Genomic DNA, 23519 nt, shown 5'->3' with positions numbered 1-23519 from the left:
ACCTTACTCTTGTTCCCTCGCGAACGCGGGGGCCCAGGAATCCCAGGCGCTGCGTGCAGTTACCCTGGACCCCCGCGTTCGTGAGGGAACAGTAAGGGGCGAGCTGTCGCTTCTACAAACTACCACCCCGGCGAAGGCCGGGGCCCAATTGGGGGACGGCGATAATGAAGGGCATCGCGCCGTTACGACCACCTTTCCAATTGGGCCCCGGCCTCCGCCGGGGTGGTGCTGGTGGAGTGAACCGCTCACAAATCCGGCAGCACCTGATCTGCTACTCCCCAACCCTGCAAAGCCCGCGACCCCGCGCGCGCGATCAACTCCGCCCCATCCCTCACACCCCACCGCGCCGCAGTCTCGATATCCCGCAACTCGGTCCAGGACACCGGCGCCGCCACCGGCGCCCCCGCTCTCGCCCGCGCCGAGTACGGCATCACCGCAGTCGCCCCACGCTGGTTGCGCAGCCAGTCGATGAAGATCCGCCCCTTCCGCTTCGCCTTCGCCATCGTCGCGACGAAGCGCTCGGGATCCGCCCCCGCCATCGCCCGCGCGAAGCGATCCGCGAAGTCCTTCACGGCAGGCCATTCCGCCTCGGGGGTCAACGGCACAACCACATGCACGCCCTTGCCCCCCGACAGCATCGGGAAGCTGACCAGCCCCAGTTCCGCCAACTGGTTCTTCAGATGCTCCGCCGCCTTCTTCGTATCGCCGAAGTCGAGCCCCTCGTCCGGGTCGAGATCGAATATCAGTCGGTCCGGCTTCTCCAAGGTCGCGTTCGACGATCCCCAGCCGTGGAACTCGATCGTCCCCATCTGCACGCACGCGACCAGCCCGTCCGCGTCGTCGACATAGAGATAGTCTTCGGTCGATCCGTCCTTTTCGCGGATCGGCACCTGATGCACCGCCTCGCCGAAGCTTCCCGCGTCGTGTTTCTGGAAGAAGCACGCGCGCGACCGGCCTTGTGGACAGCGGACGAGGCTGATCGGGCGGTTGCCCGCGACCGGCAGCATGATCCCCGAGACGGCGACGTAATAGTCCGCGAGATCGCCCTTGGTAACGTCCGACTTGTCGAAGATCACGCGGTCGCGGCTGCTGACCTTGATGCTGGTTGTGGGCGCGGCGCTCTCCTCCACGTCCGGCAGCGGGGCGGGCGTCTCGGCCACGACGTCCTTCGCGGCCTTGTCCTCGCGCAACCCGATGAAGCTCGAATGGCGCAGCACGCCGTCGGGCGTGACCTCGGCAAACGCGACCTCCGCGACCAGTTTCGGCGTCACCCATTTCGCGCCGCGGACCGCCGCTTTGGGGGCCTCGACCGTCGGCGTCTTGCGGTCGAGCGCGTCGAGCTTGTCGCGAATCTCGTCCATCAACGACTGGTCGAACCCGGTGCCGACCTTCCCCGCGTACCGATAGCCTTTACCCTCGCGCACGCCGAGCAGCAGCGATTTGAACCCACGCTTCTTGTCGGACGGCAGCCAGCCGACGATGACGAATTCCTGGCGGTGTGTGCATTTGACCTTGAGCCACGCCTTGGTCCGCTTGCCGGCATAAGGCGCGTCGGCGCGCTTCGAGACGATGCCTTCGAGGCCCTCGCGGCACATCGTCTCGAACAGTTGCTCGCCTGCGCCGATCACGTGGTCGGAGTAGCGGAGACGGTCCTCGTTCTCGGGGATCAGCGGCTGCAGCCGCGCCTTGCGATCGAGGTTGGAGAGGCCGGTCAGGTCTTCGCCGTCGAGTTCGAGCAGGTCGAACGCGAACAGCGTCATGTCGTCGCCCGCGGAGATCGCGTCCTTCAGCGTCGAGAAATCGGGGTGGCCGTCCTTGAACGCGACGATCTCGCCGTCGATCAGCGCGGATTTTACCGGGAGTTTCGCGGCGGCGGCGGCGATTGCGGCGAACTTGTCGGTCCAGTCGAGGCCGGTGCGGGTGAAGACCTTGGCCGCGCCGTTGGCGATGGAGATCAGCGCGCGGTAGCCGTCGTATTTTACCTCGTGGAGCCAGGCGGAGCCGGTGGGGACGGCGTCGACCAGCGTGCAGAGTTGGAGGTCCTGAAATTCCTCCCCGGCACGGGGAGGGGGACCGCCGCGACCTTTCGCGGGGGTGGAGGGGGGCTTGCCGCTGGCGATACCTTTATTGCCAGCGGTGCTTTTGTGGCCCGCCCCCTCCACCAGCTTTGCTGGTCCCCCTCCCCGTGCCGGGGAGGATTTGCCTTCCTCGATTTCGACCATCGTTCGGCCGGTCGAGACGCTGGTCAGCGCTTCTTCGACCAGCGTGTCGGTGCCGCCGGCCGCGGCGTCGTCGATCTTGCGGAGCAGCCAGTTCTCGCGCTTTTCCTTGGCGCGGGGCTTCAGTCGGATCAGCAGCCATTCGCCCTTCATCCGTTCGCCTTCGAGAACGAAGTGGAGGTGGCCCTTGTCGAGGTCCTTGGCGGACTTGCCCTTGATCGGCGACCATGTGCCGCGGTCCCACAGCATCACCGTGCCGCCGCCATATTCGCCCGCGGGGATGGTGCCTTCGAAGGTGGCGTAGCTGAGCGGGTGGTCCTCGGTGCGGACGGCGAGGCGCTTCTCGTTGGGGTCGAGACTGGGGCCGCGGGTGACCGCCCAGCTTTTCAGGACGCCGTCGATTTCGAGGCGGAAATCCCAGTGAAGGCGGGTCGCGTCGTGCTTCTGGACCATGAACGAATTGCCGTTGCCGGGGGCTAGCGTGCCCGCAGGTTCGGCGGTTTTCGTGAAGTTCCGCTTGGCATTGTAGAGGGCTAGGGGATCTGGGGGCGTGGCCATTAATAGCGTTCCGTCTTCGTCATCCCGGCGAAAGCCGGGACCTCGCGCGGCAGGGGCATGGTTTGCAACGGGGAGATCCCAGCTTTTGCTGGGATGACGGGGCAGGGGGTGGCAACCTCAACAAGTTTGTTCTCCCGCGAAGGCGGGAGCCCAGTCTGGGTCCCCGCCTTCGCGGGGAAACAAGGAGAAGCGTTACGCACGTTTCTTCGCAGGAGCTTTGGCAGCCGTCTTGGCCGGTGCGCGCTTGGCGGGGGCCTTCTTCGCCGGCGCCTTCTCCGCCCTCCCCCCGCTCTTCTCCATCGACTTCTTCAACGCCGCCATCAGATCGACCACGTTCGACCCCGTCTTCCCGCCCGTATCCTTTTCCTCGATGATCTTCTTCCCATTCGACTTGCGCTTGCGTTCGATCAGGTCCTTCAGCGCATCGACATAGCGATCGTGAAACTCCTGCGGGTGGAAATCCCCACTCCGCTTCCCGATCAGCGCCTCCGCCAGTTCGAGCAGTTCTTCCGACGGCTTGTCATCGGGAATATCCCGAAAATAGCCCTGCGCCTTGTGTACCTCGTCGGCGTACCGCAGCGTTTCCAGCACCATGCCGCGTCCGCACGGCTTGAGGCTCACCACATATTCCCGCCCGCGCATCGCAAGCTGGCCGAGCCCGACCTTCTTCGTCCGCTTCAACGCCTCGCGCAGAACGATGAACGCCTCTTCCGCGAGATCGTCCGCGGGCACCACGAAATACGGCTTCTCGTAATAGAGCACGTCGATCTCGCTCGCATCGACGAACTGCGTCAGCTCCAGAGTCTTCTTCGACTCGAGCTTCACCGCATCGATCTCATCCTGCTCCAACAGGACGTATTCGCCCTTCGAGACCTCGTACCCCTTCATGATCTCGTCGGCGTCGACCGGGCCGACGCCGGTAACGACCTTGTCGTAATGGATCGGCTGGCCCGATGGCTCGTGGATCTGCTTGAACGACACCGCCGCGCCGGATTTCGTCGCGGAATAGATTTCGACCGGGATCGAGACGAGGGCGAGACGGATCTGCCCCTGCCAATACGCGCGCGCTGCCACCCTGGATGTTCCTTCGTTGCGGAAACGATTCGATTACCTGGGTCAATCATCGGCACGGTAGAGTCGTTCCAAAGTTTCGTTCCGCGCCAAATCCCGCTATGGCGCGCGACATGTCAGACGATCCTTTCACGCTGTTCGACAGCTGGTATGCCGAAGCCAAGCAGTCCGAGCCGAACGACCCGAACGCGGTCGCGCTCGCGACGGCCGATGCCGAGGGGCGGCCGTCGGTGCGCATGGTGCTGTTGAAGGGTCATGGGCCGGACGGTTTCGTGATCTACACCAACCGCGAAAGCTGCAAGGCAGGCGAGCTGGCCGCCAATCCGCAGGGTGCGCTGCTGTTCCACTGGAAGTCGCTGCGCCGTCAGATCCGCATCGAGGGTCCGGTATCATGGGCGACGGACGAAGAGTCGGACGCCTATTTCGCCTCACGTGGTCGTGATTCGCAGCTTGGCGCCTGGGCATCGGAACAGTCGCGGCCGCTCGACAGCCGCGAGACGTTCGAGCAGCGCTTTGCCGAAATGACCGCGAAGTTCGAAGGCCAGGACGTGCCAAGGCCGCCGCATTGGGGTGGCTACCGTGTCACGCCGACGCGGATCGAGTTCTGGCAGGACCGTGCGCATCGGCTCCACGAACGGCGGCTGTTCACGCGCGAAAACGCCAACTGGAGCGAAGGGCTGTTGTTCCCATGACGCAGGACGAACGGCGCAGGGTCATACCCCTGGCAACCCGCGCGGCGCTCGCCAGCGTCGCGATGGCGTGTTTCCTGCTGCTGCTGAAGGGCTTTGCGGCGTGGTCGACGGGTTCGGTGGCGATGCTCGGATCGCTGGCCGACACCGCGCTGGACCTGCTCGCGTCGCTGGTCACGCTGTACGGCGTGCGGCTCGCGGCGACGCCGGCCGACCACGACCACCGCTTCGGCCACGGCAAGGCGGAGGCGCTCGCCGCGCTGTTCCAGGTCATGCTGATCACCGCGTCGGCGGTCGGCATCGCGTGGCGCGCGATCCTTGCGTTCGGCGATCCGCAGCCGACCACCGGGGCCGATTTCGGCATCGGCGTGTCGGTGATCGCGATCGTCGCCACGGTGTTCCTGCTCTCCTATCAACGCCGCATCATCCGCCAGACGGGTTCGGTCGCAATCCTCGCGGATAACGTCCATTACCAGTCGGACGTGCTGCTCAACGGCTCGGTGATCGTCGCGCTGGTGCTCGATCAATATGTCGGGTGGAGCGGCGCGGATCCGATCTTCGGCATCGTCATCGCGTTGTGGCTCGCCTGGGGCGCGTTCCAGGCGTCGTCGAACGCGATCGACCAGTTGATGGACAAGGAATGGCCCGAAGATCTGCGCACCCAATTCCTTGATGTTGCCGCGCGCCAGCCCGGTATCCGCGGTATCCACGATTTCCGCACGCGACGCTCGGGCAGCCACGATTTCGCGCAGTTCCACATGGAGGTCGCGCGCGACCTTACCGTGGAGCGCGCGCACGACATCGTCGAGGCGGTCGAGCGCAACCTGCGCACTGCGTTCCCCAAGGTCGAGGTGCTGATCCATCTCGATCCCGAGGGGCATGTCGACACCGACAATCCGCTGGTCGAGGCGGACGTGACGCCGCATTGGTTCGGCAAGCGGGTTTGAACCGGGGTTCGGCACGCGCGTCTAAGGGGCTTAAGGCATGAGAATACCGTTCGCACAGATCGATGCGTTTTCCGACAGGCCGTTCGGCGGCAACCAGGCCGCGGTGATGCCGCTGTCAGCCTGGCTCGACGACGCCGTGCTGTTGAACATCGCGCAGGAGAATAATCTCAGCGAGACCGCATTCATCGTCGCATCAGACGACGACGGCGTCGATTTCGACCTGCGCTGGTTCACGCCGGGGGCAGAGGTGGCCTTGTGTGGTCATGCGACGTTGGCGAGCGGGCATTTCGTGCTGTCGTCGGACACCGCGCTTGACCGGGTGCGGTTCCGGACGCGGCAGGCTGGGATGCTCGAGGTCGCGCGGGCGGATAGCGCCTACACGCTGCAATTGCCGGCTTGGGGGCCGAGCCCGAAGGCGATCCCGGAGATCGTCGCGGCGCTGAACGTCGGCGAGCCCATCGAAACCTTGTGGCACGACAAGGGCTATGCGCTCGTGATCGTCGAGGACGAGGCGGCGGTGCGCGACCTGAAGCCGGACTTCGCCGCGCTGGCTGCATTCCCGATCGTCGCGATCGTCGCGGCGCGGGGCGAGGCTACGGATATCGTCAGCCGCGTCTTCACGCCGTACTACGCGATCAACGAGGATCCGGTGACGGGCGCCGCGCATGCGGTGATGGTACCGTATTGGGCGCCGATTTTGGGGAACAGCTTCACCGCGTATCAGGCGAGCGCGCGCGGTGGAAAGCTGACGTGCCGGCTTGAGGGCGATCGGGTGGTGCTCGGCGGATCATGCGTGACGACGATCGAAGGTACGTTCCTGCTGCCCTGAGCGGGGCGGTGTTCGCACGCGCAGCCAACACCGCCCGTCATCCTGACGAAAGTCAGGACCCAGAGCACGAACGTCGTCGGTTGTTACCCTGGATCCTGACTTTCGTCAGGATGACGTGTGGGCCTAGCGTTTCCGCCCCTTGGTCATCGGATCGGGCTTCTTCGGTTTCACCCAGCCCGGCGGCGGCGTCATCCGCTGCTGGCTCGTCCCGAGCCCCATTGCGCCGGGCTGTTGCCGCGTCAGCCCCATGGTATCCGCAACCTCACCGCCACCGCGGAGCACACTGATCTGATCGCGCAACTTTCCCGCGGTCTCGAAATCCATCGCGGCGGCGGCGGCTTCCATCTGGCGGCGTAGATCTTCGATATCCATCCGCCCTGAACGCGTCAGGCGGCTACGAGTGCCGCCTCGGTGTCCGAAATCCAGCCGCCGCCAAGCACGCGCTCGCCTGCATACAACACAGCAGCCTGCCCCGGCGCGACGCCGTATTCCGGCGCATCGAACACCACGCGGTCGCCGACCAGACGGGCAGGGACGGGCTTGGCCATCGACCGTACCTTGGCCGTCACCGGCCCGGTGAAGTCGCCACCCAGCCAGTTGATGTCCGTCATCCGCGCCGCCTCGACCGCGAGCGCACGCCGCGGACCGACGACCACTCGCTTCGTGGCGGGCTCGACTCGCACGACATAGAGTGGCTCGGGACTGCCGCCGATCTCCAGCCCGCGGCGCTGGCCGACGGTGAAGTGGATCAGCCCGCGATGCTCACCGAGCTTAGTGCCGCCGAGATCGACGATATCGCCCGCCGTCTCCGCCGCCTCGGGCCGCAGCTTCTTCACCAGCCCGGCGTAATCGCCATCCGGCACGAAGCAGATGTCCTGGCTGTCCGGCTTGGCCGCGACGCCGAGCCCGAGTTCGGCCGCGATCTCCCGCACCCGCGCCTTGGGCAGTCCCCCCAAAGGAAAGCGGAGGTAATCCAGCTGCGTCTGCGTGGTCGCAAACAGGAAATAACTCTGGTCGCGCGCCGGATCCGCCCCGCGGTGAAGTTCGGCGCCGTGTACGCCCTCGACTCGCCGGACATAATGTCCCGTGGCCAGGCAATCCGCGCCGAGATCGCGCGCGAGCTTCAGCAGGTCGGTGAACTTCGGCCCCATGTTGCACTGGACGCACGGGATCGGCGTGCGTCCCGCCAGATATTCGTCGGCGAACTTGTCGACGACCTGCTCGCGGAAGCTCGTTTCGTGATCGAACACATAATGCGCGATTCCGAGTCGGTCGCACACCGCGCGGGCATCGCGGATGTCGCGGCCGGCGCAGCACGATCCCGCGCGGCCGACCGCTTCGCCGTGATCGTAGAGCTGCAAGGTCACCCCGATCGTCTCGGCGCCGGTGGCATGCGCGAGCGCGGCGACGACCGAGCTGTCGACGCCGCCCGACATCGCCACGACGATGCGCTTTCCGGCGGTGTCCCGCCCGAGCTGAAAATCGGTCTGATCCATCGCCATCACATAAGCGCGACGGCGTGCGGTTGCAAAAAGATGCGGCGATTGACGTGGATCAGGGTGAAGCGAACGGAAAACGCGACCAGCGATTGGAAAAAAGCGACAGGTTCACGAAGTCTTTCACGACGTTTTACGGTCCATTCACCCCCTTGCGCTACACCGGGCCTCCCAGACGTTGTCGTGAGTATCCCGTTGGACCTGAGTTTCTCCCGTTTCGATCGCGATGCCGAGCTTACCGTTCTTCCCGGTGAGCTCGCTGTCCTGATCGTGGGCATCGCCGCCCGCCAGGCGGCGAGTCCGACGGCGGCGGTGCAGGCGGGGTTCGTGCGAACGACCGTCGATGCGACGCTGTTCGCGCCGCTCCACGGGGCCTTCAACGGTCCGATGGCAAAGGCCTTAATCCGGTGGAAGGACGAATGAAGATGCTGTTTACTGCGGCGTTTCAGCCGATCTTCAAATCTAGCGACTATCTTTCGCGTGTGCGTATCGAGAGGGGGCCCCCCGCCCCGATCAGAGGTTTCAAATGATCGAGAACCAGAAAATCCGTCCCGGCAAGGTCATCGGGCCGCTTGGCGAGCAACTCACGCTGGACACGCTGCCGCCGCCCGGCACCACGCGGTGGGTGGTGCGGCGCAAGGCCGAGGTGGTCGCTGCGGTGAATGGCGGGCTGCTCAGCGTCGACGACGTCTGCGCCCGTTACGGCCTGACCGTCGAGGAGTTCGCCAGCTGGCAGCGCGCGATCGATCGCTCGGGGATGCCCGGCCTGCGCGTCACCCGCATCCAGCACTATAAATCGCTGTACGAGCGCCAGCAGAAGTATTGAGCGGCAAAACTCAAAACGCGGGCGGAACAAATATCGCCGCTCGCACGTCTTTCCGCCATCGCCCCGGCAACGGGATAAACGGAGGGAAATACAATGGGTCTCATTCTTTGGCTGATCATCGGCGGCGTCATCGGCTGGATCGCTAGCATGATCATGCGCACCGACGCGCAGCAGGGCATCCTGTTGAACATCGTCGTCGGCATCGTCGGCGCGTTCATCGGCGGCCTGATCCTGTCGGGTGGGTCGATCAACAGCGCACCGCTGACGCTGACCTCGTTCCTCGTGTCGCTGGTGGGTGCCGTCATCCTGCTCGCGATTGTGAACCTCGTCCGTCGCGGCAGCGTTCGTTAAGCTTCGCTCTCGTCACGCGAAACGAAGGGCCGTCCGGGCAACCGGGCGGCCCTTTTTCGTGCGCGGCGATCGTCGCCCGATCGGTCGCGATCCTCCCCCTCGCGAGGGAGGATCGCAGACCTTCAGTTCAGCAGGAACCGCACCGACACCGTCACGGTCACATCCTTCTCGCCGGGCGCGATCTGCGTGCTGTCCTTGGCCAGCGACGCGCGGGCCATCATGAACATCGGCTGCGCCGGGCCACCCGCATCCTGGCCCGATTCGGCGATCGAGACGATCCGCGACACCCGCAGCCCCGCCGCCTTGGCGTACAGATCGGCGCGGCGCTTGGCCTGCGCGATGGCATCGGTCCGCGCCTCGTCGAGCGCCGCGTCGGGCTTGTCGATCGACAGGTTCGGCCCGTCGATCTGGTTCGCGCCCTGCGCCACCAGCGCATCGAGGATCGTGCCGGACTTCGCCACGTCGCGGAAGCGGATCGAGACGGTGTTGGTCGCCTGGTAGCCGGTGATCACCGGTGGCTGGTTGTCCGCGTAGCGATACTGCGGCGAAAGCTGCACCGACGACGTCGCGATATCGCGCGGCGCCACGCCCGCGCGCTTCAGCGCGGCGAGCACCTTCGCCATCCGCTGCGCATTGTCGGTCAGCGCTGCTGCGGCGGTCGACGACTGCGACACGACGCCTGCGCGAATCGTCGCGAGATCGGGCACGCGCGTCGTGCGGCCCTCGGCGGTCACGTCGAGTACGGTGCCCGCGGCCGGCACCATCGGCTCGACCGTGGTCGGTGCGGCCTGCGCAAGCGCGGCGCCTGGCAGGACGGCCCCCGGCACGGCGACGACGGCAAGGGCGGCAAGGAACGAGGCGGTCTTCATGATATCTCTCCCAGGTAACTACTGGTGTGCGTGTCGCGCGGATCAGGTCAACGCAAGCTGAACGTCGTGCAAACTATTCGCACCGCCAAACTCTTCGCACCGCATTGCGAATAGATCGAATTCGAAGCATGTCTTCGTTCCATGCTCGTCGAAGGGCTTGAGCATGGTGACTTATTCAGATAACACAGCGTGCGAACGGCGAAGCGGGTCGAAACAAGACCGGTCGAAATGGGGATTGTGACGCGCATGAATTACGAGACGAAGATGGCGGGTCACCTCGGCGCCAGCGAGAGCGAAGAGCAGCTGGCCCTGCCGGATTACACCGCGCCATCGCATCGCCGTCGTAACATCATCATCGCCGTCCTCGTCGTGCTGGCGATCGTCGCCGCGGTGGTCGCATTCAAGTCGGGGAAGAAGGAGGCCGCCGCCGGCCCGGTGATCGAGCAGGTGCCGACCGTCTCGGTGGTCGTGCCCGGTCGCAAGATCGTCGACCGGACGATCTCCGCCACCGGTACGATCGCGGCACGGCGCGAGATGCCGGTCGGAGTCGCGGGCGAGGGCGGGATGATCACACGCGTGCTGGTCGAGCCGGGCCAGTGGGTCGCGGCGGGCCAGGTGCTCGCGACGGTCGATCGCTCGGTCCAGACCGAGACCGCCGCGTCGCTGGCGGCGTCGGTCAACGTCGCGCGGTCGGACGAGACGATCGCGCAGGCCGAACTCGATCGCGCGCAGCAGCTCGTCGATCGCGGGTTCATCTCGAAGGCCGACCTCCAGCGCAAGGCCGCGACGCGCGATGCCGCCGCCGCCCGCGTGAAGGTCGCGCAGGCGTCGCTCGGCGAAGCGCGCGCGCGCAACGGTCGGCTCGACATCCGCGCGCCCGCCGCCGGGTTGGTCCTGACCCGCGGCGTCGAATCGGGTCAGGTCGTCGGTGCCGGGACGGGCGTGTTGTTCCGCATGGCCGCAGCGGGCCAGATGGAGATGCGTGCGCAGTTGAGCGAATCCGATCTCGCCGGTCTGCATCCCGGTGCGCGCGCGACCGTCGTGCCCGTCGGCACGACTCAGGGTTTTCCGGGGGAAGTGTGGCAGGTCTCGCCGGTGATCGACCCGCAGAGCCGCCAGGGCATCGCGCGGATCGCGGTCAAGTACGATCCTGCGCTGCGTCCTGGTGGTTTCGCGGCGGCGACGATCGTCGGCGGGGCGACTCAGGCGCCACTGCTTCCCGATTCGGCGTTGCAGAGCGACGAGAAGGGCAGCTTCGTGTATATCGTCGGCGCCGACGACAAGGCGGTGCGCCGCGCGGTCAAGATCGGTCAGGTCTATGACGAGGGCGTGACGATTCTCAGCGGGCTCGACGGGTCCGAACGCGTTGTTTTGTCCGCCGGCGGATTCCTCGCCCCCGGACAAAAGGTGAAGCCGGTCACGAAGAAAGCGAGCTGATCGCATGAACTTCCGCAACATCTCGGCCTGGGCGATCCGCAACCCGGTGCCGCCGATCGTGCTGTTCCTGGCGCTGACGCTGGCCGGCATCGTCAGCTTCATGCGGATGGACGTGAACAACGATCCGGACATCGATTTCCCGATCGCGATCGTCGTCATCAGCCAGCCGGGCGCGGCGCCGACCGAACTCGAGACGCAGGTTACGCAACGCGTCGAAGCCGCGGTGCGATCGATCCAGGGTATCGACGAGATCACCTCGACCGTGACCGAAGGCCAGTCGCAGACCGTCGTCCAGCTCAGCATCGGCACGCCGATCGACCGCGCCGTCACCGACGTCCGCGATGCGATCGCGCAGATCCGCAGCAACCTGCCGGAGGGGATACTCGAACCGCAGGTGTTCCGCGCGAACACCACCGACAACGATCTCGCGAGCTATTCGGTGATCGCCAAGGACATGACGGTCGAACAGCTCAGCTGGTACATCGACAACAACGTCGCCAAGGAACTGCTGTCGGTCCCCGGCATGGCCGCGGTAAACCGCAACGGCGGCGTCAGCCGCGAAATCCGCATCATTCTCGATCCGCTCAAGCTCCAGAGCCAGGGTCTGACCGCGAGCGAGGTCAATAATCAGATCCGCCAGGTCAATCTGAATGCAGCCGGCGGTCGCGCGGAAATCGCCGGTTCCGAGCAGTCGGTTCGCGTGCTCGGCAACGCCAAGGACGCGGTCGCGCTTGCCCAGACCCAGATCAGCGTCGGCAACGGCCGCACCGTGCGCCTTGCCGACATAGCGCAGGTCCGCGATCTCTATGCCGAACAGCGTAGCCGCGCCGCGATCGACGGTCGCCAGACGATCAGCTTCGATTTCCAGCGCTCGAAGGGTTCGTCCGACGTCACCGTCTTCAACGAAGCGGTGAAGAAGCTCGCGGCAATGGAAAAGCGCAACCCGAACGTGCATTTCGTGCTGCGCTCGAACAGCGTCAAATACACCGAAGAGCAATATGAGAGCGCGATCCACGCGATGATCGAGGGCGCTGTGCTCGCGGTGATCGTGGTGTTCCTGTTCCTGCGCGACTGGCGCGCGACGGTGATCTCGTCGCTGGCGATCCCGCTGTCGGCGATCCCCGCCTTCTGGTTCATGGATCTGCTCGGTTTCAACCTGAACCAGATGACGCTGCTTGCGCTCAGTCTGGTCGCGGGCGTGCTGGTCGACGACGCGATCGTCGAGATCGAGAACATCGTCCGGCACATGCGGATGGGCAAGTCCGCCTATCAGGCGTCGATCGATGCCGCCGACGAGATCGGTCTCGCGGTGCTGGCGACGACGATGGCGATCGTCGCGGTGTTCCTGCCGGTCGGCCTGATGCCGGGTATCTCGGGACAGTTCTTCAAGAATTTCGGCCTCACCGTCGTTGCGTCGGTGCTGATGAGCCTTGCGGTCGCGCGACTCGTGACGCCGATGCTCGCCGCCTATTTCCTCAAGTCCGCCGGCCCCGCCACGCACGGCGAGGGCATGCTGATGGACGGCTATATGGCCACGCTCAAATGGACGCTGGAGACGGGCAGGGCAAAGGCATCCGCCGCTCGGGGTGGTTTCCGCCGCCTTACCAGCCGTGTCTTCGACCACCGTTTCTGGGTGCTCGGGCTCGGCGTCTTCGCGTTCCTGCTGACGATCGTCATGTTCGGCGTCCTGCCGATGACGTTCCAGCCCGCGCAGGACAGCGACACGTCGATGGCGGTGATCGACATGGTGCCGGGCACCACGCTCGCGCAGACCGAGGCGGTGGTGACCAAGGTCGCGGCACTGATCGGGTCGCAGCCCGACGTCCAGTCGGTCTATGCGCGCAGCGGCGCCAACGGCTCGGTCAATGCCGGGCGGGTCACCGCGACGCTCAAGGACGACCGCAAGATGAAGAGCACGGAGTTCGAGCGCAGCCTCGCGCCTCAGCTCGCGGCGATCCCCGATGCCCGCGTCTCGTTCCGCTCGCAGAATGGCTGGGGGGGCAGCACGCGCGACATGAGCGTGACGCTCGGTGGTGACGATCCCAAGCTGCTCGACGAGACCGCGCAGAAGATCGTGACCGAGATGTCGCGGCTGCCGACGCTGGTCGCGCCGCGCGTCGCCGGCAATCTGCAGCGTCCGGAAATCGTCATCAAGCCGCGCTTCGATCTCGCCGCCAATCTCGGGGTGACGACGCAGGCACTGTCGTCCGCGATCCGGATCGCGACGCTTGGCGACATCGACCAGAACTCGGGGCGCTTCTCGCTGTCGGATCGTCAGATTCCGATCCGCGTCGCGCTCGATCAGGGTGCCCGCAGCGAGCTGTCGACGATTCAGAACCTGCCGGTGTCGACCGCGACAGGTGGCTCGGTGCCGCTCAACCTAGTGGCCGAGATCACGCTCGGCTCGGGCCCGACCAAGATCGACCGCGTCAATCAACAGCGTCAGCTGACGATCGGCGCCGATCTCGCCCCCGGTATCGTTTCGGGCGTCGCGCAGAAGCAGATCGACGCGCTGCCGACGATGATGAACCTGCCGACCGGCGTGAACAGGCTCGTGCTCGGCCAGTCGAAGTTCCAGGCGGAGATGGTCAACAACTTCATCCTGGCCGTGATCGCGGGCACGTTCCTCGTGTTCGCGGTGCTGGTGCTGCTGTATCGCCGCGCGCTGCCGCCGTTCGTCAACATGGGGTCGCTGTTGCTGGCCCCGCTTGGTGGTCTGCTGGCGCTGTGGGCGACGGGTAATCCGGTGTCGATGCCGGTATTCATCGGCATCCTCATGCTGCTCGGCATCGTCGCGAAGAATTCGATCCTGCTGATCGACTTCGCGCTGGAGGAGATGGGCAAGGGCGTCGACGTCTGGACCGCGGTGGTCGATGCCGGCCACAAGCGCGCGCAGCCGATCGTGATGACCACGGTGGCGATGGTCGCAGGCATGATCCCGACCGCGCTGTCGCTCGGCGGCGACGGATCGTGGCGCGCGCCGATGGGCATCGTCGTGATCGGCGGACTCGTCCTGTCGACCATCCTGACGCTGCTGATCGTCCCCGCGGCGTTCAGCCTCGCGGTCGGGATCGAGCGGTATATCGGGCCGCGCCTCGGCCGCAGCCTGCTCACCTACCGCCCCGGCGACGACGGCAGCGAGGTCATCGGCCTGGCCGATCCGCATCCGTCGGGCCCGCCATTGTCCGGGCCGCATTCGCCCGGACCGCGGCTCGGGCCGGCGACACCCAAGCTCGGCGACGGCACGCAGCCAGCCGAGTGATGCGCCCGCTCCGGTCGTGAGCCATTGAACGCCGGGATGGCAGTTCGACCTTGTCCGGCACGAGCGCTCGCAACGATGGGGTCTGACGGACCGGAATCGCAATGATCGTGCCGCACCTGGATCCGGTCGGCGAAACCGACTTGAACTATCCCCGTGTTGAGGGATTGTTTCGGGTATGACGCTTTTACCCCGCACGCGCCCGATCGGCGAAGCTCCGCCGGCTGCTCTCGTCCGTATGCGGATCGTCGCCACCGGCCTGCTCGTGCTGATGGCCGCGACGTTCTTCGTCAGCCGCGCACTGATCCCCGTGCACCCCGCGTTCGCCTTCGTTCGCGCGTTTGCCGAGGCGGCGATGGTCGGTGGCTTGGCCGACTGGTTCGCGGTGACCGCGCTGTTCCGGCATCCGCTCGGCCTGCCGATCCCGCACACCGCGATCGTGCCGCGCAACAAGGACCGGATCGGCGACACGCTCGCGCAGTTCCTCCGCGCGAACTTCCTGATCCCCGTCGTCATCGCTAGGCGAACCCGCCGCCTCGACGTCGCGGGTGCGATCGCACGCTGGCTGACCGATGCGCCGGAGGGGGCAGGAGGGCGCTTTCGCCAAGGCGCCTCGAAACTAGTTGCGCAGGTGCTGGAGGGTCTCGATCCTGCGCGGCTCGGCGGGATGGTCAAGGCCGGGATCGGCGCCCGCCTGCGCGCCACGGAAGTTTCGCCGATCCTCGGCCAGTTGCTCAAGGCCGCGATCGCCGAGCGCCGCCACGCGCCGCTGCTCGAAAGCGCGATCCGCTGGGCGGCGAAGACGCTGGCCGCGAACGACCACCTCGTCCGCGCGATGGTCCACGACAAGGCGGGGTCGATCCTGCGCTGGACCGGGCTCGACACGACCGTCGCGGACAAGCTCATCAGCGGCTTCGACCGGTTGCTCGCGGAGATGGCCGAGGACCCCGAGCATCCGCTGCGGCTGAAGGCGGAGGAGGGACTCGATCGGCTCGCCTGGGATCTCCAATATGACCGCCGGATGCGCGAGCGCGTCGAGACGATGAAGAACGACCTGCTCGACAATCCGGCGATGCAGCGCTGGCTGGACGGCCTCTGGGAGCAGGCACGCGGCGCGCTACTCGCGATCGCGCGCGATCCGGAGCGTGCGATGGCGGGCAAGCTCGGCGACATCCTGCGTCAATTAGGCGAGACATTGCAGCACGATCCCCGCATGTCCCGCACCATCAACCGCTTCGTCCGGCGCGCCGCTGTCGGCGCCGCCGCAGACTACGGCGACAACATCGTCAAGCTCGTCTCGGAAACGGTCCGCGGCTGGGACGCCGACACGATCACCCGCCGCCTGGAAAACGCCGTCGGCCGCGACCTGCAATATATCCGTGTGAACGGCACGATCGTCGGCGGACTGGTCGGCCTGATGATCCACAGCGTCGATGTGCTGCTGTGACGGGGGACGGCGTTTACCAACATCGAATGGCTGAGTTGGAAAGGGAACCGAACCGGTCGCTATTGGTCGGTCGTCAAAGGTAAGCGGACATTCGTTGGGCGGCCACCTGACCTCAGAAAATCCTTCCACACATCAATTACGTCTTCCAGAACGCCATTGTGAGAATCCTCAGTCAGTCGCCGAGCCGACAACGAGTTGTTGGCGCAACGAACTCTCGCAGACTGAATTGGATCATCTACAAGTGACTGCGAGCCGCCGCTGCGATGCAGCCTTTTATGGCACCGCAACGTAAGCCATCGACGGGCCTGTATATCCGCTTTAGGCTGGTAGAATTAAGTCAAAATGTGAGGCAAGAATGCAGAGACCGACTAAGTTCGAGATCAAGGGCCTTTTCGGAACACGCGACGTGACGTTGCCAATTGATAGCGACGCTCTAATCCTGGTCGGCCCCAATGGCATCGGTAAGAGCAGCGTTACCAATATCTTTTATTTTTTTGTATCGAGGCAATGGGGAAGGCTCGCAGATTACAGCTTCTCTGAAGTCGCACTTTGGTTTGGTGATGAGGAAATCAGAGCCGCTCGCGACGACATCACCGGTTTATCGCGGCTAGAAAAGGTTGTAGCAAATTTTGCGCCTTCTTCACGGGTTTCCATGCACATGGAAAGCCTTCGTGCACTTGGACTATTTGAAGAGTTTGTCTCGTCTAGAAAACTAGGGCCAAAGGCACGCGAGAAGTTCTCAGATGCTCTTAGAATTTCTACTGATGAAGTTAAGCACCTACAAATGTCTGTTTTCAGGCGCTTTTCGACATACGAGGAAGAGGACATATTTTCCGCTCCACGTATCAATGTTGAAAGGCAGCTTGCTGATAAGTTTCCCGGACGATCTCTCTATTTACCAACATATCGGCGAATAGAAAAAGACCTTAAAGAGATATTTCCAGATCTTGAGGACCGATTGCGTGCCTCGTCGCATGCCAATTCTCCATTTACCTTTACACGTTCAGCTAAGCATTACGTTGACTTAGTTAGTTTTGGCATGGAGGATGTTCGCTCAAATATCGATAAAAAAAGTAGATTCTTACGAGATTATTCTTTGTCACAGTTCAATGATCTATCCGGCCTCTATCTACGAGACGTCATTAAGGGTACTGCGGATCAATACTCGCCAGGGCAAATTTCAAGTCTAGATGAAAACGGACTATCGGTTATATTGGGTAGAGTTAGCGAGCAATTTCTATCTGGAGAAGACAAAGAACTATTGAGGTCTAAAATTCTTGAAATGAAAGGCAAAAAGCGTGTCGATATGGAGGTGAATGACCTCTATTTAGCGCATTACTTTACCCGTTTGATGAGTGCCAGTGCGGATATTTCTGCTCAAGAAACAGATATTGCCTCGTTTGTAGAAGTTTGTAACGCTTACCTAAAACCGTCGAAGCAGATAGTATACGATGATACAAAATTTACAGTTGAAATCGTTGACGACAACGGCCGGCCAATCGACTTAAGTCTACTTTCTTCTGGTGAAAAGCAAGTAGTATCGCTCTTTTCTCATCTATATCTCGATAATGCTGAAGGGCAAATTGTCATTATTGACGAACCCGAATTGTCACTATCTGTGCCTTGGCAGAAGAGATTTCTGACGGATATTCTAGATTCCGCAAATTGCAGCTTTATTCTTTCTGTGACGCACAGTCCGTTCATTTACCAAAATAGGTTAAAATCCTCGGCTGTCGATTTACGGCGTAAGACAACCCACACGGTGGGAGCAAAGTAGGTGGAGGACTACGCCGCCTATCTGCTAGAAGAGGCAAGCTCGGACATTGTCGCACTTCATCAGTTTAGGATCTTGTATGATCCGTCAAATGGAGCTCTTCATTTCTTTTTCGAGGGCGAAGAAGACAGTTTGTTTTATATGCCCGAGGCCAGGCGCTATACTTTAGGAAGAACCCCTCATATTTACGATTGTGGTGGCAAGCGAAATGTCATTGAAGTTCGTGAGTCGGTAAAGAGCGAAGGATACGACACAACAGGATGCCTATTTTTTGTTGACCGTGATTATGATGACTACCTAGGCACGCAAGTCGATATTGATGAAAATACCTATATCACGGACTATTACGCAATTGAAAACCACGTTGCTACACCAGAATCCGGCTCTATATTGGTCGAGGATGTCATCCGAATTTCAAGAGCCGATCCAGAGTTCGCACGGATAACGAAAAGTATATCGCTAAACTTCAAAAAGTTTTACCAACAGATTAGACCGCTTGTCGCGTGGATCCTTGCAGCGAAGCAAAGTGATTGTTCGCCAAATCTGCAGAACACTAACGGCCTGAAAGGAATCGTGACGATGTCGGGTGACGGGCCATCGTTAACGCGCTCGGGCTTCGCGGAGTTTAAGCGAAAGGTGGTTTCAAACGGACGAGAGCCGTCGTTAGCATCTGTGATAAATTGGAGGCGAGTTTTAGACCTGCCGTCGGCAAAGTGCTGGGTGCGCGGCAAGTACGATATCTGGTTTTTACAGGTCACCCTGCTAACGGCGCTTCAGGAGACTAGTGATCGCCGGAAGCAGGCGGGTGGACGAGCGGTCAGGATACCAAGCTCGCTTCGAGAGGGGCGCATATTTGAGGTTCTTGGAGGTCGCGCCACTATCCCAAAGTCACTTCATGAATTTTATCAAAAACGATTAGAATTATAGTCAGGGAGCTACCGCTCCCAGTCCGGCATTGGCCAACCCTTAGCCTTCGCCAACAACCGCAAAGGCCCATGCGCATTCACCGCGAAGGGTTCGTCGGCCCATTCGAAGGTCGGGGCGTCCGAGACGTGGTCGGAATAGAAGCGGATGTGGGCGTGGTCTCGGGCAATGCCTTCTCCGTCCATCCAGGCCTGGATCATCCGCAGTTTGGCCGGGCCGTAGCAGTTCTCGCCGTCGATCCCGGCGAGCAGGACGCCGTCGCGGTCGCGCAGGCTCTCGGTGCCGATCACCGCGTCGAAGTCCAGTCGCCGCGCGATCGCCTCGACGTAGAATCGGTACGATGCGGTCGCCATCACCAGCCGGTAGCCGGCGGCGCGGTCCGCCTCGATCTGCGCGCGGGCGCTGGCGAAGACGCCGTCGCGCATCACGCGGTCGGCAAAGGCTTCGGCCGCGCGGCGTTCTTCGGGGGGCGTCATGCGCTTGCCGAGCATCAAGCGCTGCATCAGGTATTTGAGCCGGCCGCGGCTGATCAGCTTGCCGACATAGCCGAGCGCGGCGACTCCGGCGAACGGGACGAGCGCCAGCCGCCACGGTGCGCCGCCCTTCTTCGCGGTGTGGAGCAGGAACGGCGTCCAGGTCGGCGCGTGCGTGATCGTCTTGTCCATGTCGTAGATCGCGAGACGGATCGCCGGCGCGGTCGAGGGCGCGGTCGACGGCATGGTTGCCGGTTCGGCCGAGGGAGAGGCACTGGCAGTCGAGGGAGCGGTCGAGTGCCCGGTCGAGGTGGGGGGCGAGGGGGCCGGGGAAGAAATAGTCATCGTCACGACTTACGCCGCATTCACCTTGCCGATCCAGTCGGTTTGCCGCAAAGGTGCGGCCGATGAGCGCGATGGCCGATTTCCAACAGGACGGTGCCGATACCGGCACGCTTCGGTTTACCGGCGATCTGTCGCTGGCCACGATCGGCAATCTGCCCGATCGACTCGAAAAGATCGATGCGTCGTCCGTCCGCCACGTCGATCTCAGCGGCGTCGACCGGATCGATACGATCGGTGCCTGGGTCGTTCACCGCTTCGCCGCGCGCAACGATGCGACGATCGACGGGCTCGACCCGGATGACCAGACGCTGTTCGACCAGGTCGTCGCCTCCGATCAGCCGATCGCAGCGAAGCCCGCCAAGGTCAGCGCACTCTCCCGCGTGGTCGGCGAGATCGGCGACGCGGTCGTGCTGTCGGGCAAGACGATGTTCGGCCTGCTCGGGTTTCTCGGCGCGACGACGATCGCGTTCGGCAGCGTCATCCGCCACCCGCGCCGCTTCCGGTTCAATGCCGTGGTCCAGCGGTTCGAGGTCGTCGGCGTCGCCGCGCTCGGCATCGTCGGGCTGATGAGCTTCCTGATCGGCATGGTCATCGCGCAACAGGGCGCGGTCCAGCTGCGGCAGTTCGGCGCGGAGGTCTTCACGATCAATCTGGTCGGTCGGCTGACGATCCGCGAACTCGGCTTGCTGATGACCGCGATCATGGTCGCGGGACGTTCGGGCTCGGCGTTCGCGGCGCAGCTCGGCACGATGAAGCTGACCGAAGAGATCGACGCGATGCGGACGATCGGCGTGTCGCCGATGGAGGCGCTGGTGCTGCCCCGCGTGCTCGCTGCGATCGTGATGATGCCGCTGCTCGGGTTCTACGCGTCGATCATCGCGATCATCGGCGGCGGGCTGCTGTGCTGGATCCAGCTCGGTATCCCGCCGGTGACGTTCATCGCGCGCATCCGCGAGGTCGTGCCGATCACCGATCTGTATATCTCGCTGATCAAGGCCCCGGTGTTCGGCGCGATCATCGCGATCGCCGGGTGTTTCCAGGGCATGCAGGTCGAGTCGGACGCCGAACAGGTCGGTCTCCGTACGACGTCGGCGGTGGTCCAGGGCATCTTCCTGGTGATCGTGCTCGACGCGTTCTTCGCGGTGTTCTTCACCTGGTTGGGTTGGGACTGATGCCGCGCAAGCAAGACGATATCATCATCTCCGTGAAGGGGCTGAAGAACGCGTTCGGCGACTCGGTCGTGCACGACGGGCTCGATCTCGACGTGCGGCGTGGCGAGATCCTCGGCGTGGTGGGCGGCTCGGGCACCGGCAAGTCGGTCCTGATGCGCTCGATCATCGGCCTTCAGATGCCGGTCGCCGGCGAGGTTACCGTGTTCGGCGAGCCCAATATCGGCCGCGAGGAAACCGAGGCCACCGAGATCCGCAAGCGCTGGGGCGTGCTGTTCCAGGGTGGCGCGCTGTTCTCGACGCTAACGGTCGCGGAAAACGTCGAAGTGCCGTTGCGTGAATTCTATCCCGATCTGTCCCCGGCGCTGCTGGCCGAGATCGCCTCGTACAAGGTGGTGATGACCGGGCTGCCCGCGGACGCCGCGAACAAGTTTCCCGCCGAGCTGTCGGGTGGCATGAAGAAGCGCGCCGGGCTGGCACGCGCGCTGGCACTCGATCCGGAACTGCTGTTTCTCGACGAGCCGACCGCGGGGCTCGACCCGATCGGTGCGGCGGCGTTCGACGGTCTGATCCAGTCGTTGCAGAAGACGCTGGGGCTGACCGTGTTCCTGATCACGCACGACCTCGATACGCTGTATGCGATCTGCGACCGGGTCGCGGTGCTGGCGGACAAGAAGGTCATCGCGGTCGGGACGATCGACGAGCTGATCGCGCTCGATCATCCGTGGATCGAGGAATATTTCAAGGGGCCACGCGGCCGTGCCGCGGTCGCGACGCAGGAGGCGCACGAGCGCGCCGACCAGATCGCGGATGCCCATCCTACCGAAGTCCAGTCCAAGCAGTCCGCGCCGGACGACGCCGACGCGACATACGCCGAGAAAGAAGCAAGGACGCGCTGATGGAAACCCGTTCGAACCACGTCCTAGTCGGCGCCGTCGTGCTGATCCTGCTGGCCCTGCTGGCGCTGTTCACGGTGTGGATCGCGCGGCTAGGCGGCAAGGAAGAGAAGGAATACGACATCTTCTTCCGTCAGTCGGTCGACGGGCTCGCGCGCGGGTCCGCGGTGACGTTCTCGGGCGTGCCGTCGGGCCAGGTGAAGACGATTTCGCTGTGGAAGAACGATCCGCAGTTCGTCCGCGTCCGGATCAGCGTCGATGAAGCCACGCCGGTACTGCAGGGTACGACCGCGTCGATCTCGGGCGTCGGGTTTACCGGCGTCAGCCAAATCTCGCTCGACGGCGCGCGCAAGGGTGCGCCGGCGATCGGCTGCCCGGAGACGAAGACGCCGACCGAATGCCCGTACGGCGTGCCGGTGATCCCGACCAAGCTCGGCGGGCTGGGCGCTATTCTCAATTCTGCACCGCAGTTGCTCGAGCGACTGTCGACGCTGACCGAGCGGCTGACAGGACTGCTGACCGACAAGAACCAGGCGTCGATCGCGGGCATTCTCGCGAATACGAACCGCCTGACCGATGCGCTCGCCGATCGCGGTCCTGAAATCGCCGCGACGCTGGCGCAGACGCGGATCGCGATCCAGCAGGCGGGCGATGCCGCACAGCAGTTCGGCGTGCTCGCCAAGACCACCAACGGCGTGCTCTCGGAGGACGTGAAGCCGGCGATGGCGAACCTGAACAAGGCGATCGTCTCCGCGCAGCAGAGCGCCGACACGCTGAATTCGGCGATCGGCGATGCGCGGCCGGGGTTGCAGGCGTTCTCCAAGACGACGATCCCCGAGGCCAACCGTCTGGTCCACGACCTGCGGACGACGGCCGCGGCGCTGTCGTCGGTCGCCGAGAAGGTCGACCAGCAGGGTGCGAGTTCGCTGATCGGGCAGCAGAAGCTCCCGGATTACAAGGGTAAGTGAGGCACGCCATGAAGACACCGCTCATCCTGATCGCGATGCTGCCACTTGCCGGGTGCATCAGCTTCGGCGCGAAACCGCCGCCCACGCTGCTGACGCTGACGAGTGCATCGTCGGTGCCGGTCGGCCAGAACCAGGATTCGGCGACCGCGAAGTCGATCACGATCCAGGTCCCGGTCGTGCCGCAGTCGCTGGCGACCGCGCGCGTGCCGGTGCAGGCGACGCCGACCTCGATCGCGTATGTGACCGACGCGCAGTGGGCGGAACCGCCAGCGCGGCTGTTCGCGCGACTGGTTTCGGATACGGTGGCGGCGCGGACCGGGCTGGTCGTGTTGTCGACGGCGCAGTCGGTCGGCGATCCGGGTGCGTCGCTGGGTGGCGAACTGCGCAACTTCGGGCTCGATGCGACGGCGCGACAGGCGGTGGTGACGTTCGATGCGTCGCTGACGCGCGCGGGGAAGGCCACGGTCGAGAAGCACCGCTTCGAAGCGCGCGTGCCGGTCTCGACGATCGATGCGGCATCGGCGGCGGCGGGGATCAACCAGGCGGCGAACCAGGTCGCGACCGAGGTGGCGGACTGGATCGGTCGGTGAACGCCGCGTCGGCCTGAGCGTTGACGCTCTCTGACGAGGAGAGCGACGATGCCACAGGGCGACAAGAGCGCGTATACCGACAAGCAGAAGCGCAAGGCCGCGCATATCGCGGACGGCTATGAGGAGCGCGGCGTTCCCGGGAAGGAGGCCGAGGCGCGAGCCTGGGCTACGGTGAATAAGGATTCGGGCGGGGCCAATCTATCCGGCTCGGGTCGCGGCAAACCCGATACGCAGGCGTCTTCGCATGAGGGCGGGAAGCAGGCGGCTGGGCGTAGCGATGCGGCGAAGTCTGCGGCTGCGAAGAAGGGTTGGGAGACCCGGCGGAAGAAGGCGGGGTAACGTTGGAGCGCATCATCGAAGCGATCGGCCATCCTGACGAACG

Annotated in this window: 22 protein-coding genes; 16 read left to right on the top strand and 6 right to left on the bottom strand. The window is 63.9% G+C overall.

Translation table 11 applies throughout. The features are described from left to right. Positions 1-245: 245 nt before the first annotated feature. Positions 246-2777, bottom strand: coding sequence for a DNA ligase D (ligD, locus tag C8J43_RS02050; protein WP_133029525.1), 2532 nt, complete (start codon positions 2775-2777; stop codon positions 246-248). 192 nt (positions 2778-2969) lie between these two features. Beyond that, complete coding sequence (locus C8J43_RS02045) at positions 2970-3851, bottom strand: Ku protein (RefSeq protein ID WP_133029524.1); 882 nt, start codon at positions 3849-3851, stop codon at positions 2970-2972. Between the two features lie 110 nt (positions 3852-3961). Between C8J43_RS02045 and pdxH the strand changes: the two genes are divergently transcribed. Genes pdxH through C8J43_RS02030 form a run of 3 tightly spaced genes read left to right on the top strand, consistent with a single transcriptional unit; the run spans position 3962 to position 6313 of the window. After that, on the top strand, positions 3962-4540 hold the full coding sequence (pdxH, locus tag C8J43_RS02040; RefSeq protein ID WP_133029523.1) for a pyridoxamine 5'-phosphate oxidase: 579 nt from the start codon (positions 3962-3964) through the stop codon (positions 4538-4540). Next, positions 4537-5484: a cation diffusion facilitator family transporter gene (locus tag C8J43_RS02035; protein ID WP_133029522.1), complete on the top strand. Its 948-nt coding sequence runs from the start codon at positions 4537-4539 to the stop codon at positions 5482-5484. Before pdxH ends, C8J43_RS02035 begins: the two co-directional genes overlap by 4 nt. Positions 5485-5521: 37 nt before the next feature. After that, a complete protein-coding gene (locus tag C8J43_RS02030; protein WP_133029521.1) occupies positions 5522-6313 on the top strand; it encodes a PhzF family phenazine biosynthesis protein in 792 nt (263 codons plus the stop codon). A 123-nt stretch (positions 6314-6436) separates the two neighbouring features. Here C8J43_RS02030 and C8J43_RS02025 read toward each other — a convergent pair whose 3' ends face one another. Together C8J43_RS02025 and mnmA are read right to left on the bottom strand one after the other, a co-directional pair. Further along, positions 6437-6685: a UvrB/UvrC motif-containing protein gene (locus C8J43_RS02025; protein WP_133029520.1), complete on the bottom strand. Its 249-nt coding sequence runs from the start codon at positions 6683-6685 to the stop codon at positions 6437-6439. Between the two features lie 14 nt (positions 6686-6699). Further along, positions 6700-7809 carry a tRNA 2-thiouridine(34) synthase MnmA gene (gene mnmA / locus C8J43_RS02020; protein ID WP_133029519.1) on the bottom strand — a complete coding sequence of 370 codons (1110 nt, stop codon included), beginning with the start codon at positions 7807-7809 and terminating at the stop codon, positions 6700-6702. 183 nt (positions 7810-7992) lie between these two features. On the opposite strand from mnmA, the gene C8J43_RS02015 reads away from it, so the two are divergent. From C8J43_RS02015 to C8J43_RS02005, 3 genes are all read left to right on the top strand, one after another. Next, complete coding sequence (locus tag C8J43_RS02015) at positions 7993-8232, top strand: hypothetical protein (protein ID WP_231420839.1); 240 nt, start codon at positions 7993-7995, stop codon at positions 8230-8232. Between the two features lie 103 nt (positions 8233-8335). Beyond that, entirely contained in the window at positions 8336-8635 is a 300-nt protein-coding gene (locus C8J43_RS02010; RefSeq protein ID WP_056055024.1) for a DUF1153 domain-containing protein, read from the top strand. Positions 8636-8728: 93 nt separating this feature from the next. Next, positions 8729-8986 carry a GlsB/YeaQ/YmgE family stress response membrane protein gene (locus C8J43_RS02005; RefSeq protein WP_056055026.1) on the top strand — a complete coding sequence of 86 codons (258 nt, stop codon included), beginning with the start codon at positions 8729-8731 and terminating at the stop codon, positions 8984-8986. A gap of 122 nt (positions 8987-9108) precedes the next feature. On the opposite strand, the gene C8J43_RS02000 is transcribed toward C8J43_RS02005, so the two are convergent. Further along, the gene (locus C8J43_RS02000) at positions 9109-9855 is read right to left on the bottom strand and encodes an SIMPL domain-containing protein (RefSeq protein ID WP_133029518.1); all 747 of its coding nucleotides are present in this window, start codon (positions 9853-9855) and stop codon (positions 9109-9111) included. Between the two features lie 246 nt (positions 9856-10101). Between C8J43_RS02000 and C8J43_RS01995 the strand changes: the two genes are divergently transcribed. The 5 genes from C8J43_RS01995 (at position 10102) to C8J43_RS01975 (ending at position 18699) form a co-directional block, all read left to right on the top strand. After that, positions 10102-11292, top strand: coding sequence for an efflux RND transporter periplasmic adaptor subunit (locus tag C8J43_RS01995; protein WP_060527282.1), 1191 nt, complete (start codon positions 10102-10104; stop codon positions 11290-11292). Positions 11293-11296: 4 nt separating this feature from the next. After that, entirely contained in the window at positions 11297-14554 is a 3258-nt protein-coding gene (locus tag C8J43_RS01990; protein WP_133029517.1) for an efflux RND transporter permease subunit, read from the top strand. 175 nt (positions 14555-14729) lie between these two features. After that, on the top strand, positions 14730-15998 hold the full coding sequence (locus C8J43_RS01985; protein WP_165899524.1) for a DUF445 domain-containing protein: 1269 nt from the start codon (positions 14730-14732) through the stop codon (positions 15996-15998). A 406-nt stretch (positions 15999-16404) separates the two neighbouring features. Continuing rightward, complete coding sequence (locus C8J43_RS01980; protein WP_165899523.1) at positions 16405-17775, top strand: AAA family ATPase; 1371 nt, start codon at positions 16405-16407, stop codon at positions 17773-17775. Then, entirely contained in the window at positions 17776-18699 is a 924-nt protein-coding gene (locus C8J43_RS01975; RefSeq protein ID WP_133029515.1) for a DUF4435 domain-containing protein, read from the top strand. An 8-nt stretch (positions 18700-18707) separates the two neighbouring features. Here C8J43_RS01975 and C8J43_RS01970 read toward each other — a convergent pair whose 3' ends face one another. Next, positions 18708-19415 (bottom strand): HAD-IB family hydrolase, encoded by a 708-nt coding sequence (locus tag C8J43_RS01970; protein ID WP_243645367.1) that lies wholly within the window; start codon positions 19413-19415, stop codon positions 18708-18710. A gap of 161 nt (positions 19416-19576) precedes the next feature. On the opposite strand from C8J43_RS01970, the gene C8J43_RS01965 reads away from it, so the two are divergent. The 5 genes from C8J43_RS01965 to C8J43_RS01945 are packed head-to-tail and all read left to right on the top strand — an operon-like array spanning position 19577 to position 23476. After that, positions 19577-20686: an ABC transporter permease gene (locus tag C8J43_RS01965; protein ID WP_060527277.1), complete on the top strand. Its 1110-nt coding sequence runs from the start codon at positions 19577-19579 to the stop codon at positions 20684-20686. Then, positions 20686-21582: an ABC transporter ATP-binding protein gene (locus C8J43_RS01960; RefSeq protein ID WP_060527276.1), complete on the top strand. Its 897-nt coding sequence runs from the start codon at positions 20686-20688 to the stop codon at positions 21580-21582. The genes C8J43_RS01965 and C8J43_RS01960 overlap by 1 nt, the downstream gene beginning before the upstream one ends. Beyond that, entirely contained in the window at positions 21582-22547 is a 966-nt protein-coding gene (locus C8J43_RS01955; RefSeq protein ID WP_056055046.1) for an MlaD family protein, read from the top strand. The genes C8J43_RS01960 and C8J43_RS01955 overlap by 1 nt, the downstream gene beginning before the upstream one ends. 8 nt (positions 22548-22555) lie before the next feature. After that, positions 22556-23137, top strand: coding sequence for an ABC-type transport auxiliary lipoprotein family protein (locus C8J43_RS01950; protein WP_060527275.1), 582 nt, complete (start codon positions 22556-22558; stop codon positions 23135-23137). Between the two features lie 48 nt (positions 23138-23185). Continuing rightward, the gene (locus C8J43_RS01945; RefSeq protein ID WP_133029514.1) at positions 23186-23476 is read left to right on the top strand and encodes a plasmid stabilization protein; all 291 of its coding nucleotides are present in this window, start codon (positions 23186-23188) and stop codon (positions 23474-23476) included. Positions 23477-23519: the final 43 nt, after the last annotated feature.

Source organism: Sphingomonas sp. PP-CE-1G-424 (assembly GCF_004341085.1).
GTDB lineage: Bacteria > Pseudomonadota > Alphaproteobacteria > Sphingomonadales > Sphingomonadaceae > Sphingomonas.
The sequence above is the reverse complement of the archived record's forward strand: the minus strand, read 5'-3'. Positions and strand labels throughout refer to the sequence as shown.